Genomic DNA, 16,275 nt, shown 5'->3' with positions numbered 1-16,275 from the left:
CGGTGCTCAATGGAGGCACGCATGCTTTACGAGCACTTTCAATTGCTCGAAAAAATTGGCCTAGACCTCGTTTTTGCCGCCATTTTCTTTTTTATAGGAATGGCAATCAAAGACGTACTAAAAGAAGGCAATGTGCCAGTTTTTGGTCGACGTATTGTCTGGTTTGTTCTAACACTAGGCTGTGTTGGTTTTATTACAAAAGGGGTTATTCAACTGGTATGGGAAGGTGTTGGCATCGGCTGACTTTCCTAAACGGAGAATGACCCCACGTACGCTCTAGCGTATAGGAGTGTGAAAAAGCACCGCTTTTTCTTTAATTCGAGTTAGTTGCAAACAGCAACCCACTGAAAAAAACGGGTATTTTTTATATGGCGAGTGTAGGTCTCTTCTTTGGTAGTGACACAGGTAACACTGAAGCAATTGCAAAGAGCATTCAAAAGCAACTGGGCAAACAGATGGTCCATGTGCAGGATATTGCGAAAAGCAGTAAAGAAGATATCGATAACTTCGATCTTCTCCTGCTGGGTATCCCAACTTGGTACTATGGCGAAGCCCAGTGTGATTGGGATGACTTTTTCCCAGAACTTGAGCAAATTGACTTCTCAACCAAATTGGTCGCCATCTTCGGCTGTGGTGATCAGGAAGATTATGCAGAATATTTCTGTGACGCAATGGGCACGGTACGTGACATTGTTGAAGCAAAAGGCGCGACCATCATTGGCCATTGGCCAACCGAAGGCTATGAGTTTGAAGCCTCTAAAGCCTTGGTGGACGACAATCACTTTGTCGGCTTGTGCGTGGATGAAGACCGTCAACCTGAACTGACCGATGAGCGTGTCAGCAAATGGGTGAAGCAAGTCTACGAAGAAATGTGTTTGGCGGAATTAGAAGACTAACTCGTCAATGAACCACAAAAACGCCAAGACTCTCTTGGCGTTTTTTCTATGCGGCGTCTTGGGTTAGGTCACGGTATTGACGTTTTTTCCTCACATATAAGGTACGCTTCACTTCAGCCACCACCTCCCCCTTCGCGTCTTTGACATGCACAACAAACTCGGGTAACACTTTCTCCCCTCTTCCAGCCTGTTGCTGAATGTCTTGCAATACTGCATCGCTAATCACAAAGTCAGCAAATAAGTCGGTTGTGCCCGGTTTGATAAAATTAATATCCGCTTGTTTATCCCACACATGGTACTGTGGACCGAGTATGCCCATTAACATCAAGGCATAAACAGGATCGGTCAGTGAAAAGATACTGCCACCATATTGTGTTCGATTTGCGTTTTTGTTCCACCAGCGCAGCTTTAACCGCATATTGACGCACTTAAAGTCGTCACTGATAGACTCAATATGGATCCCCGCTCCCCAGAAGGGAGGCCAACTATTTAATGCCCACTTCACAATTCTTGGTTTATAGAACCGATACATAACTGATTGACGTCCTTATCTGGTCTTACCAGACAATATTTACATCTCGAAAACATTGTTGCAACCAAGAATGATCAAAATTCGTTCGTCTAAACGTTCCTTGCTGTGGCGAGCGCCGAGCAATTTTGATAGTCTTAATAAATATTTTCCTTGCTAATCAAACTGTCTCTCGCAGGCAGAAAACAGGTAGATACACATGTCAGACAATAACCAGGCGTTGAAGCAAGCTGGGCTAAAAGTCACGCTGCCACGGCTCAAGATCCTAGAAGTGCTGCAACAGCCCGATTGCCAGCATATCAGTGCCGAAGACCTGTATAAGAAGTTGATTGATCTAGGCGAAGAAATTGGCCTAGCGACGGTATACCGCGTCCTCAACCAGTTTGATGATGCTGGCATTGTCACCCGTCACCACTTTGAAGGTGGAAAATCGGTGTTTGAGTTAGCGACTCAGCACCACCATGATCACCTCGTCTGTCTTGACTGCGGTAAAGTCATTGAGTTTTCGGATGATTTGATTGAAGAGCGTCAAAAGGAAATTGCCGGTCGTTTTAATGTTCGTCTTACCAACCATAGCTTGTATCTCTATGGCCACTGCCAAGAAGGCGACTGTAAAGCCGATCCATCGATTCACAATGATGACTGAATGATCAAGGTTTGAGTGACGTGATGTTGTCATAAAGAAGTTCTCTTTATATCAACGTATTTCAGGACGGGACAAACCCATAAAAAAAGCCGGCAATGCATGCCGGCTTTTTCGTTGCGTAAAGACAAAGGTTACTTACCTTCAATCTTCGCCCATGTGTCACGTAAGCCTACGGTACGGTTAAAGACTAATGCATCCGCACGACTGTCTTTGTTATCCGCACAGAAGTAGCCCGTGCGCTCAAATTGATAGCCAGCTTCAGGCTGCGCGTCTTTCAAGCTAGGCTCAACGTACCCGTGCATCACTTGCAGAGAGTCTGGGTTAATCGTCTCTACGAAGTTTTCTGCACTTGCAGGATTTGGCACAGTAAAGAGGCGATCGTACAAGCGGAACTCAGCCGGAACAGCGTCTGTCGCCGATACCCAATGGATTACCCCTTTTACTTTACGTCCATCCGCAGGGTCTTTTCCTAGCGTCTCTGGATCGTAGCTACAGTACACCGTAGTGATGTTTCCGTGCTCATCTTTCTCGCAACGCTCGGCTTTGACTACATAAGCATTACGTAGGCGTACTTCTTTATCCAACACCAAACGCTTATATTTTTTGTTAGCCGATTCACGGAAGTCTTCGCGTTCAATCCAGATCTCGCGAGAGAAAGGCACCTGACGCTGTCCCATCTCTGGTTTGTTTGGATGGTTAGGGGCACTTAGCCATTCAACGTCATCCGTTTTGTTTTCAATCACCAGCTTGATAGGATCCAGAACGGCCATCGCACGCGGTGCGCGTTCATTCAGATCATCGCGAATACACGACTCCAGTGCACTCATTTCGATGATGTTATCTTGCTTGGTGACACCAATTCGTTTGCAGAACTCACGAATAGACGCTGGCGTATAACCACGACGACGTAGACCAGAAATCGTCAACATACGTGGGTCATCCCAGCCATTGACGAGCTGCTCTGACACCAGTTGGTTGAGCTTACGCTTGGACATCACCGTGTATTCCAAGTTTAGGCGACTAAACTCGTACTGATGCGGGGTGCAATCGATGGTGATATTTTGCAACACCCAGTCGTATAAGCGGCGGTTGTCTTGGAACTCCAGCGTACATAACGAGTGAGTGATCCCTTCCAATGCATCCGAGATACAGTGGGTAAAATCATACATCGGATAAATACACCACTTATCACCCGTCTGGTGGTGATGAGCAAAACGTACGCGATAGATAACCGGGTCGCGCATCACCATGAAAGGTGACGCCATATCGATTTTGGCGCGAAGACACGCAGTGCCCTCGGCAAATTCGCCCGCGCGCATTTTTTCAAATAACGCGAGGTTTTCTTCCACCGCTCGATCACGATAAGGGCTCGGCTTGCCCGGCTCTGTCAACGTACCCCGGTACTCGCGGATTTGATCTGGGCTCAATTCATCGACATACGCCAACCCTTTTTCAATCAGTTCAACCGCAAAGCCGTACAACTTATCAAAATAGTCTGATGAATAGCGCTCTTTACCTGCCCACTCAAAGCCAAGCCATTGCACGTCGCGTTTGATCGAGTCAACGTACTCAACGTTTTCTTTTTCTGGGTTGGTATCATCAAAGCGCAAATTGCACTCACCTTGATAATCCTGTGCAATACCGAAGTTCAGGCAAATAGACTTAGCGTGACCGATATGCAGATAGCCATTAGGCTCCGGCGGGAAACGGGTCACGACTGATGTGTGTTTTCCCTCCGCCAAATCTTTATCAATGATTTGACGAATAAAATTGGTTGGACGAGCTTCAGCATCACTCATCAAGGTTACCTCGTATCAAAACAGTGCGAATTTTATAGCTACATGGATACTATGATCTCTTATTCCGGCACTTTACTCAACCAGTTGTTGTTAAACTCGCCCTCGCATGCCCCTAAATGCGTTTTTTTTGCTCATTCCACTGCCGTGCATAAAAAAACGCCCAGCGTTAGCCGGGCGTTATCGGGTTAAGATTGTCTTTGTGTGTGGTCGCTTATGGCAATTTCACTGCAGACAAATCTTCATTATCCGGGATTTGCTTCATCTCACCGGCAATGATTTCGGCCAATGGGCCAAGAATGACTTGCAAGTTGTTATCCCCTAACTTCACGACCCCCATCGCGCCAATGGCTTTGAGTTTCGCTTCATCGACGATTTCACGGTTTGCTACCGATAGGCGCAAGCGTGTGATACAGGCGTCGATAGATGTCAGGTTTTGGTGTCCGCCTAACGCTTTGAGGTACTTACGTGCAAGCTCACGGTTGTCGCTGGTTTCATTCGTATTCGCGTTTCCGGCAGATGCACCTTCAATGCTGTCATCTTCACGACCCGGGGTTTTCAGGTTCATGGCCATGATAGCCGCACGGAATGTCGCGTAATAAAGCACGAAGAATACCAAGCCCATCACAGGTAGCATGTACCACTCGTTAGCAACGGGGTTTTTTGACGACAACACCAAGTCGACAAGACCTGCAGAGAAGCCAAAACCGGCAGTCCAGTTAAAGGTGGCCGCGATGAACAAAGAGATGCCTGTCAAGAACGCATGCAACACAAACAACACAGGTGCCACGAACAGGAAGGCAAACTCGAGTGGTTCAGTGACACCGGTAAAGAATGAAGCAAAACCGGCTGCAATCATGATAGATGCCACACGTGCTTTGTTCTCTGGACGCGCAGTGTGGTAAATCGCTAGTGCCGCCCCCGGTAGACCAAACATCATCACAGGGAAGAAGCCGGCCATGTACATGCCTGTGGTTCCCTTAATTGCTTCTCCAGAAGCAAGACCTTGTGCACCCATCCAGAAGCGGCCCAAGTCATTGATACCCACAGTGTCAAACCAGAATACCGCGTTAAGCGCATGGTGAAGACCAACTGGAATCAATAGACGGTTGAAGAATCCGTAGATACCTGCACCCGCGGCACCTAAGTTAGTGATACTTTCACCGAAGTGAACCAGACCACCAAATACGACCGGCCATACAAACATCAACACGAACGAAATCGCGATGGCGACGACAGAGACAAGAATGGGAACCAAACGTTTGCCGCTGAAGAACGCCAGTGCTTTTGGCAGCTCTACGCCGCTATAACGGTTGTAAAGCTCCGCCGATACCACACCAATTAAAATACCAATAAATTGGTTGTTGATTTTGCTAAACGCCAGCTCATTGTTGTCTAGTGCAACATCCACGAGACCAATTTGGCTTACAGCACCAGGCGCACAAAGCGTGGTGATCACCATAAAGCCGACGAAACCTGCCAAGGCAGCCGCACCATCTTTATCTTTTGACATGCCGTAAGCCACACCAATGGCGAACAGTAAAGACATATTTTCCATATCAATGATCGCCGCCCCTGATTTAATCAAGAAAGCAGCCAATGCGCTGTTACCACCCCAACCTGTTGGGTCAAGCCAGTAGCCGACCCCCATCAAGATCGCTGCAGCTGGTAGTACCGCTACCGGCACCATCAGCGCACGACCTATACGTTGCGCGTATCCAAGAATATTCACCTTCGTTCCCCCTATGTGTTCTCAGAGCCATGCCGCAGTATTTGTTGTTTTCTGCGTCTAGCGTGTCGCGTGAGATAATGACCAAAGCACTTTTTTTGTCAAACAATGTTAGTCAATTGCAGTTTATGCCAATAAATTCGCCTCGCAAATTAAAACCCCCTTATTTGTGAGATTTATCACCGATCCACACCAAACACAGAGAAATATGTTAGCCAGATCATAAAACTTATTTTATGATAAAAATAAATGAGCATATTCGTTATGCTGTACCCGTAAGCCCACTGATTTATCGAGGTGTCCTGTGCGACTCATTCCATTACAAACCAGCCATGAGGTCGGCCTATGGTCGGCTAGATATATCGTTGATACTATTAATAAATTCGCTCCAAGCGCCGAACGCCCATTTGTGCTCGGATTGCCAACAGGCGGTACGCCACTGAATACTTATAAGCAACTGATCACCCTGTTCAATCAGGGCGAAGTGAGCTTTGAGCATGTGGTAACGTTCAACATGGACGAGTACTGCAATATCCCAGCCGATCATGACCAATCATATCGCACCTTCATGTATGAAAACTTCTTTAAGCATATTGATATTAAAGAAGAAAACATCAACTTACTGAACGGAAATGCGAGCGATGTTGATGCGGAATGCAAACGTTATGAAGACAAGATCAAATCCTACGGCAAGATCCACCTCTTTATGGGCGGTGTAGGTAACGACGGTCACATTGCGTTTAACGAGCCTGCCTCTTCGCTAGCCTCTCGGACACGGATCAAAACCTTGACCGAAGATACCCGTATGGCAAACTCTCGCTTCTTTGATAATGATATCAATCAAGTACCTAAGCACGCGCTTACCATTGGCGTCGGGACGCTACTCGATGCTGAAGAGATCATGATTTTGGTCACTGGCCACAATAAAGCTCAGGCACTTCAAGCAGCCGTGGAGGGGTCGGTCAATCACTTATGGACTGTTTCCGCGCTGCAGCTGCACCCTAAAGCAATGATTGTGTGCGATGCGCCTTCAACTGCCGAACTAAAAGTAAAAACAGTGAAGTATTTTCAGGAGCTTGAAGCCCAGAACATTCATAATTTATAAGGAATAACAGCATGTATGCGTTAACCCACTGCCGGATTTTTACTGGTCATGAAGTGCTTGATGACCACGCTATTGTCATCCGTGACGGCGTGATTGAGGACGTTTGCCCGCAACATGCGCTGCCGACAGAGATAGAAAAACGCTCACTCGACGGAGCTTACGTTAGCCCGGGCTTCATTGATCTGCAGCTTAATGGTTGCGGTGGTGTCATGTTTAACGATGCGATCACAACAGACACTATCGAAACCATGCACCAAGCAAACTTGAAGTCTGGGTGTACCAACTTCTTACCGACTCTGATCACGAGCTCAGATGATGACATGCGTGCGGCAATCAACGCGATGCGCGAGTACAAAGCCCACCATCCGCATCAAGCCTTAGGCTTACACCTAGAAGGGCCTTACTTAAACAGCGCAAAAAAAGGGATCCACAGTCTCGACTATATTCGCCCCAGCAACGACAAGATGATTGCGTATTTGTGCGACAACGCCGACGTGATTACCAAATTGACGCTGGCGCCCGAACTCGCACCCAAAGCGCACATTCAGGCCCTCACCAAAGCAGGCATTGTCGTTTCCGCCGGTCATACTAACGCAACCTATGAGCAAGCACGCGAAGGCTTTGCTAATGGGATTGGGTTTGCTACCCACCTGTTCAATGCAATGACAGCCACAACCGGTCGCGAGCCCGGCATGGTTGGCGCGATTTATGATACGCCCGAGGTTTACACCGGCGTTATTGCTGACGGCTTCCATGTGTCTTACGCCAACATTCGTCTTGCACATAAAGTAAAAGGTGAGAAATTAGTGCTAGTTACTGATGCTGTGGCACCAGCAGGAGCCGACATGGATCACTTTATTTTTGTAGGCAAGAAAGTATATTACCGTGACGGCAAGTGTGTTGATGAGAATGGTACACTTGGCGGCTCTGCACTGACGATGAACGAAGCAGTTCGTAATAGTGTTGAGCATATAGGTATCGCCTTGGATGAGGCTCTGCGCATGGCAACGCTGTATCCTGCGCGCGCTATTGGTGTCGATCAGCTTTATGGCAGTATTCGCCCGGGGAAAATTGCGAATCTTGCTATTTTTGATCGTACACTCAACATCCAAGCGACGGTGGTTAACGGACAATATACACATAGCTAGGACATTTATGACTGGCGGACAAATCGGGAATGTCGACTTGGTAAAGCAGCTCAACGGAGCTGCCGTTTATCGGTTGATCGATCAACAAGGGCCCATCTCTCGCATACAAATTGCAGATGTGAGCCGTCTAGCACCCGCAAGTGTGACAAAAATAACCCGCCAATTGCTCGAACGTGGCTTGATCAAGGAAGTGGCTCAGCAAGCGTCAACCGGCGGTCGCCGAGCTATTTCTTTGACCACAGAGTGCGCCCCATTCCATACCCTTGCGGTAAGACTGGGGCGTCATTTTATCGAGCTTTCACTCTATGACTTGAGTGGGACATCGCTTGCTGAACACGGGGAAGCTTTTCACTATCACGATCAGAATGAGTTAGTGGACGGCCTGATTCAGATTCTGAGTCAGTTTATTGACACCCACCAACAATCCATCAAAGAGCTGATTGCCATATCGGTCGTAATGCCCGGCCTGATTGATCCTGAATCTGGGGTCGTCGAATATATGCCTAACATCACGATTCAACAGCTGGCCCTTGCCGACACACTCCATGAGGAGTTTGGTGTGCAGGCGTTTATTGGTAACGATATTCGCGGACAAGCATTGGCAGAGCACTACTTTGGCGCCAGTCAAGCCTATTACGATTCGATGTTAGTCAGTGTACACCATGGCACTGGCGCTGGGATTATCGTAAACGGGCAAATATTCTTGGGCCATAACCGCAATGTAGGCGAATTGGGCCATGTGCAAATTGATCCTTTGGGCAAGAAGTGCCAATGCGGCAATTTTGGTTGTTTAGAGACAGTGGCCTCTAACGAAGCCATTATCGAGCATGCACAACAGCTACTGGCCCAAGGACACCCGAGCACACTCAAACACGATGACAGTTTAACGATCGAAGCCATTTGTGAGGCCGCCGAGCAAGGTGATGAACTGGCAAGACAGGTATTGGTAAAAGTTGGCAATCATCTTGGCAAAGCCATTGCTATGACCGTTAACCTGTTCAATCCTCAACTTGTAGTCATTGCAGGTAAAATTACCGCGGCACAAAGTGTCGTGTTTCCTGCCATTCAGCGCTGTGTTGAAAACCAGTCACTGCCGAGCTTTCATCAAAAGCTAGAGATTGTAAGCGCGAAGCTAGCAGAAAAGCCTACCATGGCCGCTTTCTCGTTAGTTAAACGGGCCATGCTCAACGGCGAACTGTTACAAAAACTGCTCGAAGAGTGATCGTTTAGCGGGTTTGACGTCTTGCTACGCAAACCCGTTTTCTCCGCAAATAAAATCTCACACTTTCCCTATCTAGCGTGTACATTATATACCCAAGCTACGGTGCGCGATAAGTTGGCAATGCGCCACGATCCTATCTCTTTTTTCAAAGTCGCATAGGCATCAACGCGTCTTGCTCCTTATCGCTAAACCTCAGATGAGCCAAGCTCAAACAAGCTATTACTAAGGAGACCCTTCAATGTCTCAAATTCATATCTTTAGTTGATTCAAAACTTTAAGATAATTGTCGATGCTGTGTTTATTGGCTTTTGCACAAAAACACGGATTCTGTTTGCTCGCTAACTCACATAATAAGCATACGATATGGAATTGGTTTACATCTCAGCAGCCTTCATCAGCGGCTATATTCTGATGCGTTGTCACTTGCCACCTCTCGTTGGCTTTTTGATTGCCGGCTTTGCGCTACATGCGTTTGGCTACGAATCAACCCCTGTGATCTCTGATCTGGCCGATTTGGGTGTCACCTTGCTGCTTTTCTCAATTGGATTGAAGTTGGATGTCAAAACCCTACTTGCCAAGGAGATTTGGTTTGGTGCAACCGCCCATAACCTGCTGACTACGGGGTTGTTCACGCTCTCCTTGCTCGGCTTGAAAGCCCTAAGCGTGCCTATGCTTGCTGGATTGAGCTTATCAGAGTTGGCCCTGTTGGGTTTTGCCCTCTCCTTCTCCAGCACCGTCTTTGCCATTAAGGCACTCCAAGAGAAAGGCGAGCTTAACGCCACCTATGGGACTCTGGCGATTGGCATTCTGATCATGCAAGATATCTTTGCGGTAGTCTTTATCACCGCCACGTCCGGAAAAACGCCTGAGCTCAGTGCATTACTGCTTTTTGCATTGCCTCTGCTTAAACCAGTGTTCAACAAAATACTGGACAACGCGGGGCACGGTGAGATGTTGGTGCTCTATGGCATTTTCTTGGCGTTAGTAGCGGGAGCAGGCTTGTTTGAGCTTGTTGGCGTTAAACCAGACTTAGGGGCGTTAATTTTAGGGATGCTGCTGGCAAGCCATCCTCGCGCCTCGGAAATGGCCAAATCGCTCTTCAATATGAAAGAGCTTTTCCTCGTGTGCTTTTTCCTCAACATTGGCTTATCCGAACAACCTACTTGGCAAAGCTTTAGCTTTGCGTTAGTCATCATGCTGCTTTTGCCTATCAAAGGGCTCCTCTATTACTGGATTGTCAGTGGTTTCCGCTATCGCGTTCGGACTGCCATGTTCACCACGCTCACTTTATTTAACTTCAGTGAGTTTGGCTTAATCGTGGGAGGCTTTGCGTATAAAGCCGGCCTTATGCCTGGACCTATATTAGTGTCCATCGCTATTGCAGTGTCATTGAGTTTTGCGTTCTCCGCCCCGCTCAATACTTTCAGTAACCAGCTATATACTTGGGCATCGCAGTGGTTAAAAGACAAACACCCCGATAAACTTCATCCTAGTGATCAGCTGATCAATCTCGGTGATGCCTCGATTCTGGTACTTGGAATGGGTCGAATTGGTTCAGGGGCGTATGACGAGCTCTCTGCCACTCATCACCAACCCATTATTGGCATTGATAACCGAGAAGATTCAGTGGCACGCCATCAAGAGGAAGGACGACGTGCGATTCTTGGCGATGCCACCGATCCTGACTTTTGGTCACGCGCCATTTCTGATGGGCAGATCAAATTAATCTTACTGGCAATGCCACACAGTCAGGCCAATATGCTTGCGCTAGAGCAAATCCGGCAAACCAACTTTAAGGGCAAGGTCGCCGCCATTGCAAAATATGAGGATGAAATTGAGCAGCTCAAAGCGCTCGGCGTTGACGAAGCGTTCAATATCTATCAAGAGGCCGGTAGTGGATTTGCTCGACATGTGCGAGAGCAGTTTACCACGCCAGCCAACAACGCCTAACCCACCGTTATTCCAATACCCAGGCCGCTCTTTCGAGCGGCTTTTTTCATCGATGCATAGTCATTTTGTACACACACTGCACTACAGTTAAATATCATTCATCAAATAGGGATTTATTATAAATAATATTCACCCAGAGGGGGCTTTTGATAAAGAAATGCTTTTTAGGCTTGTCTATCCTGACCGTGCAAGGCAGAGTGGTTGTCAACCTGTTATCGCCTTGTTGGCTTGATGAATTTGAGAGGAAAGTATGTGTTCAGTGTTTGGGGTGCTTGATATAAAAACCGACCCACAGCAGCTCCGTGAAGTGGCTTTAAAGATGTCCAAAACCATGCGTCACCGTGGTCCTGACTGGTCGGGTATTTACTCATCCGAGAAAGCCATTTTGGTCCATGAGCGTTTAGCGATTGTCGATCTAAACAGTGGGGCCCAGCCTTTATATAACCAAGATAAAACCCAAGCATTAGCGGTCAATGGCGAAATTTACAACCACAAAGAATTGCGTGCTGAGTTTGCTCCTGACTATCCATTTCAAACCGAGTCGGATTGCGAAATCATTCTCGCTTTGTATCAGCAAAAAGGCCCTGAACTGCTTGACTACCTCAACGGCATCTTCGCGTTTATCCTTTATGATGAGGAGCAAGATGCCTACCTGATTGGCCGTGACCACATTGGTATTATTCCGCTGTACCACGGTCATGATGAACACGGCAACTACTACGTGGCTTCGGAAATGAAAGCCTTAACGCCTGTGTGCAAGAGCATCAGTGAATTTCCTCCGGGCCATTTCCTATGGAGTAAACAAGGCGAGCCGGTGCGCTATTACAAGCGTGATTGGATGGACTATGACGGTGTGAAAGAAAACACAACCGATAAAGCGGCGTTGAAAGAAGCACTCGAAGCCGCAGTTCACCGCCAACTAATGACCGACGTACCTTACGGCGTGTTGCTTTCTGGTGGACTCGACTCGTCCGTGATTTCTGCCATCACCAAACAGTTTGCTGCTAACCGCATCGAAGATGACGATCAAAGCCAAGCATGGTGGCCTCGTCTTCACTCGTTTGCTATCGGCCTTGAAGGCGCTCCCGATTTGAAAGCTGCCAAGGAAGTAGCGGATCACCTTGGCACGGTTCATCATGAGTTTACCTACACTATTCAAGAAGGGCTGGATGCGATTCGTGACGTGATTTATCACATTGAAACCTATGACGTCACCACGATCCGTGCCTCCACGCCGATGTACCTGATGTCTCGTAAGATCCGCGCGATGGGGATCAAAATGGTGCTCTCCGGTGAAGGTGCCGATGAAGTGTTTGGAGGGTATTTATACTTCCATAAAGCCCCAAGCGCTAAAGAGTTTCACGAAGAAACGGTGCGTAAGTTACTTGCTCTCAACATGTTTGACTGCGCACGTGCCAACAAATCCATGGCAGCATGGGGCGTGGAAGCACGCGTACCTTTCCTCGACAAAGCCTTCTTAGAAGTGGCGATGCAGATCAAGCCAGACGATAAGATGTGTGGCAACGGAAAAATGGAAAAGCACATTATCCGCGAATGCTTTGGAGACCTACTTCCTGATTCGGTAGCATGGCGCCAAAAAGAGCAATTCAGTGATGGCGTTGGGTATGGCTGGATTGATACCTTAAAAGCGATTGCCGAAGAGAAGGTGACGGATCAGCAGCTCGAGACCGCGGCTTTCCGGTTCCCTTATAACACGCCAACCACTAAAGAGGCGTATATGTACCGCGAGATTTTTGCAGAGCTCTTCCCGCTCGACGATGCGGCGAAATGCGTACCGGGCGGCCCGTCGATCGCTTGCTCAAGTGCTAAAGCGATTGAGTGGGATGAATCTTTCAAAAACCAAGCTGATCCGTCTGGTCGTGCTGTACGCACTGTACATGAAAAAGCGTATCAATAAGCGCAAAATGATGGGCACACCATCGATTAGAAACAAAAAAACCGCCGATTGGCGGTTTTTTTCTAGCGGCTTATCGCTCCCAATACGCCTCTTCAAGGCTATCCTCTCGCTCAGGCAGCCCTCGTGATAAACGCGGTGAGTGCTGCGCCAACACTTCATAGCTAACACGGTTGGCATACTTGCACACTTGCGAGAAAGAGGAGTAGGTCATAAATGGGTATTGGTGCTTACTCGAATTGGGCACATTGTCACGATGATAGCGATTCGCAGACATATCATGCAGCAACGCTGATAGAGCACCATCTCCAGCACCATTGGTGTTCTTAATCCGCTCAGGCCCCCCCATATAGGGAGCAATGTGAGAATAAATTTTAATCGGCGTTTCGCAGTCCGCTTTCATCATCGGACGGCTGAATTCATACATGTTGAATTCAGGGATCGCACCTGGCAGCAACGGCAAGGTGGTTTGACGTTTAGACTTATCCTCGGTGTAACCGGCCATATACAAACCAATTGGCCCTGCGGTACACAACACCATATCCACCCACTGCAGTGCAGCATCGGCCGCCAAGAGCGGATCGCTCTCACCAGTTAAGGCTTCACCTTCATCTTCATTCATCGCCACGACGCTAACGTGCTCGGAAAGAAAGTCACGCCACCATTGTGGGTTTTGCTCAATCACAAACTTGGTGCCAAGCGTCATAACCACGGGCACGTTGTGCTTTTTCGCATATTCAATGGCGCGCATGGTCGCTTGCGGCATTGGATCCCCTTCTTTACAGCGAACCAAATACGCAGTGAGTACCAACGCAGAAGCGTTTTCAAAGATATGCTCAGGAATCGAATCAGGGTGGAGTTGGTTCATCAAGCCTTCGTTGATGGCGAACGTACGCTCACCACAATCGCCAATCAAGGCGTAGCAACGACCAATTGGGCCCTGCACTGGCTGCAGGTAGTTAAGATCCATCCGGCTTGAGGTGTTGCAGAGGTAGCGGTAAGAATAGCTACCAATTCGAATATCTTGGCTCATCACCCCCAGCAAGATAGATTGGTCATCCGCCAGCGCTGAATAGTTGTGCAAGGTGTTACCGATGGTGCCACCCGCAAACTCATGAGTGACAAGGTTGTTGTCTTTCAATTCTTGATACAGTGCTTCTGCACGCTCATCGTCGATGACGAGCGAGTGCCCTTTACTTAACTGATACCGCTCCAGAAATTCATCAGGCACTTTTGCTTCAATGTCGACCAAGGTTTGGTCGATACCAATCACGTGTGGGCGCTTAAAGCCACGTTCGCTGGCTGGGTTGAGCAAAGGATCACGGGCGTGAACCGGAAAATAGTGCTTAGACTTGCGTTGTCCTGGAAATTTCATGGTTCGTGTAACTAGCTAATGGAAGGGAGGCGCGAATTCTATCACAGAATTCGCGCATGCGTAGCGTCTACACGATGAAATTTATTGCCCTACCAACCTTGTGTATGTTTGGCCACCAGCGACGCCATCAGGTGAATATGAGCCTCATCGTCGTTTAAGCATGGAATAAATCGGAAGCGTTCGCCACCTGCCTCGAGGAAGGTGTCACGACATTGCTCGGCAATTTCTTCTAGGGTTTCAAGACAATCAGCGGAAAAAGCTGGGGTCATAATATCGAGGGTTTTCACCCCTTTGCTGGGTAACGTCTCTAGGGTCTTATCGGTGTAAGGCTTGAGCCACTCTTCTCGTCCGAAACGCGACTGATAGGTCATCATGATCTCGTTATCCGCAAGCCCGAGTTCCGCTTGCAGCAGCGACGTGGTTTGCTCACAGTGCCGAGGGTAAGGGTCGCCATTATCGGCAAAACGCTGCGGTATGCCGTGATAAGAACACAGTAGCAAGTCACCTTTCCCATGCGCTTGCCAATGCTGCTTCACCGAGTGGGCTAACGCGGCTTGATAAAGCGGATGATCATGATAGTGGTTCACGTACCGCAACGCAGGGATCACTGGGCGCCCTTTCAATGATTTAGCCACTTTATCGAAAACCGCAGCCGTGGTGGTGGCAGAATATTGAGGATAGAGCGGCAAGACCAACACCTTGTCGCAGCCCTTTGCTTGCAGCTCATCAAGCCCTTGGGCAATGGACGGATTACCGTAGGTCATTCCAAGCGCAACCGGAGCCGACACCTGTTCAGCCAGCGCTTTTTGCTGACGCTTGGCATACACCATCAGTGGCGATCCCTCCTCCATCCAAATACTTTGATACAGCTTAGCCACTTTCGGTGAACGAATCGGCAATATCACACCGTGTAACAATGGGCACCATAACCACCGGGTTAAATCAACCACACGATGATCATGCAGGAATTCAGAAAGAAAGGCTTTCACTGACTGTGATGTCGGCGCTTCTGGGGTTCCGAGGTTGACCAATAGCACACCGACTTGATTGTGTTTTTCCGTCATTTTGATTGTATTCCTTGGCGGCAATCTTAGAACAGACTGGCGTATAAACGATTTACCCGAACCAGTACGGTAACAATTTGATTTTGGGCTAGCTTGCCATAAAAAAACCGGAGCGACTAATCGTCTGCTCCGGTTTCTGCAATCGATATACTCAATCTTCTCCTTGGGAGAACATCCAGTGTTAGCCTAGGGCTTTTTCAATCTCAACACTGACGTCTGCTACCGCTTGGGTACCGTCAAAGGTGAAGTACTGCGTATTGCCTGCATCTGCTTCTTTTTTGTAGTAAGCAATCAAAGGCGCAGTTTGATCATGATAAACCTTCAGGCGCGCACGCACTGTTTCTTCTTTGTCGTCATCACGAACAACGAGCTCTTCGCCAGTCACATCGTCTTTGCCTTCCACTTTTGGTGGGTTATACACCACGTGGTAGGTACGGCCCGAAGCCAAGTGAGCACGACGACCACTCATACGCTCCACAATCACATCGTCTGGCACGTCAAACTCGAGCACGTAATCAATCGCTACACCGATTTCTTTTAGGCCATCCGCTTGTGGAATTGTACGTGGGAACCCATCTAGCAAGAACCCTTTGGCACAATCATCTTGCGAGATACGCTCTTTAACCAGACCCAGAATGATGTCATCTGACACCAGCTCGCCAGCATCAATAACCGCTTTGGCTTGTTTGCCCAGCTCAGTGCCCGCTTTAATCGCGGCGCGCAGCATGTCACCGGTAGAAATCTGCGGAATCCCGTATTTTTCCATGATGAACTGCGCTTGCGTCCCTTTACCCGCGCCCGGTGCACCCAACAGAATGATGCGCATAGTGATCCCCTTTTATCGTTTTTGGAGTTTCGTAAAACTGCGTCTATTCGCAAAGACCCGAAACATACACGCTT

14 protein-coding genes are annotated in these 16,275 nt (G+C 48.2%); 8 read left to right on the top strand and 6 right to left on the bottom strand.

The genetic code is table 11. The features are described 5' to 3' along the window. Positions 1-21: 21 nt before the first annotated feature. Together N7E60_RS05065 and fldA are read left to right on the top strand one after the other, a co-directional pair. On the top strand, positions 22-243 hold the full coding sequence (locus N7E60_RS05065; RefSeq protein WP_069588694.1) for a DUF2788 domain-containing protein: 222 nt from the start codon (positions 22-24) through the stop codon (positions 241-243). Between the two features lie 125 nt (positions 244-368). Further along, entirely contained in the window at positions 369-896 is a 528-nt protein-coding gene (gene fldA / locus N7E60_RS05060; RefSeq protein WP_077455221.1) for a flavodoxin FldA, read from the top strand. Between the two features lie 46 nt (positions 897-942). Here fldA and N7E60_RS05055 read toward each other — a convergent pair whose 3' ends face one another. Then, the gene (locus N7E60_RS05055; protein ID WP_077455222.1) at positions 943-1,428 is read right to left on the bottom strand and encodes a DUF4442 domain-containing protein; all 486 of its coding nucleotides are present in this window, start codon (positions 1,426-1,428) and stop codon (positions 943-945) included. Between the two features lie 196 nt (positions 1,429-1,624). Here N7E60_RS05055 and fcrX point away from each other — a divergent pair, with 196 nt between their 5' ends. After that, positions 1,625-2,071, top strand: a complete 447-nt coding sequence (fcrX, locus tag N7E60_RS05050) for a ferric iron uptake transcriptional regulator FcrX (protein WP_069588691.1) — start codon at positions 1,625-1,627, stop codon at positions 2,069-2,071. Between the two features lie 131 nt (positions 2,072-2,202). Here fcrX and glnS read toward each other — a convergent pair whose 3' ends face one another. Both glnS and nagE read right to left on the bottom strand, forming a co-directional pair. After that, positions 2,203-3,870 carry a glutamine--tRNA ligase gene (gene glnS / locus N7E60_RS05045; protein ID WP_069588690.1) on the bottom strand — a complete coding sequence of 556 codons (1,668 nt, stop codon included), beginning with the start codon at positions 3,868-3,870 and terminating at the stop codon, positions 2,203-2,205. Positions 3,871-4,081: 211 nt separating this feature from the next. Further along, positions 4,082-5,599: an N-acetylglucosamine-specific PTS transporter subunit IIBC gene (gene nagE, locus N7E60_RS05040; RefSeq protein ID WP_077640800.1), complete on the bottom strand. Its 1,518-nt coding sequence runs from the start codon at positions 5,597-5,599 to the stop codon at positions 4,082-4,084. 301 nt (positions 5,600-5,900) lie between these two features. Between nagE and nagB the strand changes: the two genes are divergently transcribed. The 5 genes from nagB (at position 5,901) to asnB (ending at position 12,939) form a co-directional block, all read left to right on the top strand. Beyond that, the gene (gene nagB / locus N7E60_RS05035; protein ID WP_077455224.1) at positions 5,901-6,701 is read left to right on the top strand and encodes a glucosamine-6-phosphate deaminase; all 801 of its coding nucleotides are present in this window, start codon (positions 5,901-5,903) and stop codon (positions 6,699-6,701) included. A gap of 11 nt (positions 6,702-6,712) precedes the next feature. After that, entirely contained in the window at positions 6,713-7,849 is a 1,137-nt protein-coding gene (gene nagA / locus N7E60_RS05030) for an N-acetylglucosamine-6-phosphate deacetylase (RefSeq protein ID WP_069588687.1), read from the top strand. 7 nt (positions 7,850-7,856) lie between these two features. Further along, entirely contained in the window at positions 7,857-9,071 is a 1,215-nt protein-coding gene (gene nagC / locus N7E60_RS05025) for a DNA-binding transcriptional regulator NagC (RefSeq protein WP_269598287.1), read from the top strand. Positions 9,072-9,434: 363 nt separating this feature from the next. Then, a complete protein-coding gene (locus N7E60_RS05020) occupies positions 9,435-11,021 on the top strand; it encodes a cation:proton antiporter family protein (protein WP_269598286.1) in 1,587 nt (528 codons plus the stop codon). A gap of 250 nt (positions 11,022-11,271) precedes the next feature. Continuing rightward, positions 11,272-12,939 carry an asparagine synthase B gene (gene asnB / locus N7E60_RS05015; protein WP_077455228.1) on the top strand — a complete coding sequence of 556 codons (1,668 nt, stop codon included), beginning with the start codon at positions 11,272-11,274 and terminating at the stop codon, positions 12,937-12,939. Between the two features lie 70 nt (positions 12,940-13,009). Here the strand turns inward: asnB and N7E60_RS05010 are convergent, their stop codons facing one another. The 3 genes from N7E60_RS05010 to adk all read right to left on the bottom strand — a co-directional run bounded on the left by N7E60_RS05010 (position 13,010) and on the right by adk (position 16,201). Further along, positions 13,010-14,311: an inosine/guanosine kinase gene (locus N7E60_RS05010; protein ID WP_069588683.1), complete on the bottom strand. Its 1,302-nt coding sequence runs from the start codon at positions 14,309-14,311 to the stop codon at positions 13,010-13,012. An 89-nt stretch (positions 14,312-14,400) separates the two neighbouring features. Continuing rightward, a complete protein-coding gene (gene hemH, locus N7E60_RS05005) occupies positions 14,401-15,375 on the bottom strand; it encodes a ferrochelatase (RefSeq protein WP_269598285.1) in 975 nt (324 codons plus the stop codon). Positions 15,376-15,556: 181 nt separating this feature from the next. Then, positions 15,557-16,201, bottom strand: a complete 645-nt coding sequence (gene adk / locus N7E60_RS05000; protein ID WP_077455231.1) for an adenylate kinase — start codon at positions 16,199-16,201, stop codon at positions 15,557-15,559. Between the last annotated feature and the right edge of the window lie 74 nt (positions 16,202-16,275).

Origin of the sequence: Salinivibrio proteolyticus (assembly GCF_027286365.1) — a bacterium.
GTDB classification, from domain to species: domain Bacteria; phylum Pseudomonadota; class Gammaproteobacteria; order Enterobacterales; family Vibrionaceae; genus Salinivibrio; species Salinivibrio proteolyticus.
The sequence above is the reverse complement of the archived record's forward strand: the minus strand, read 5'-3'. Positions and strand labels throughout refer to the sequence as shown.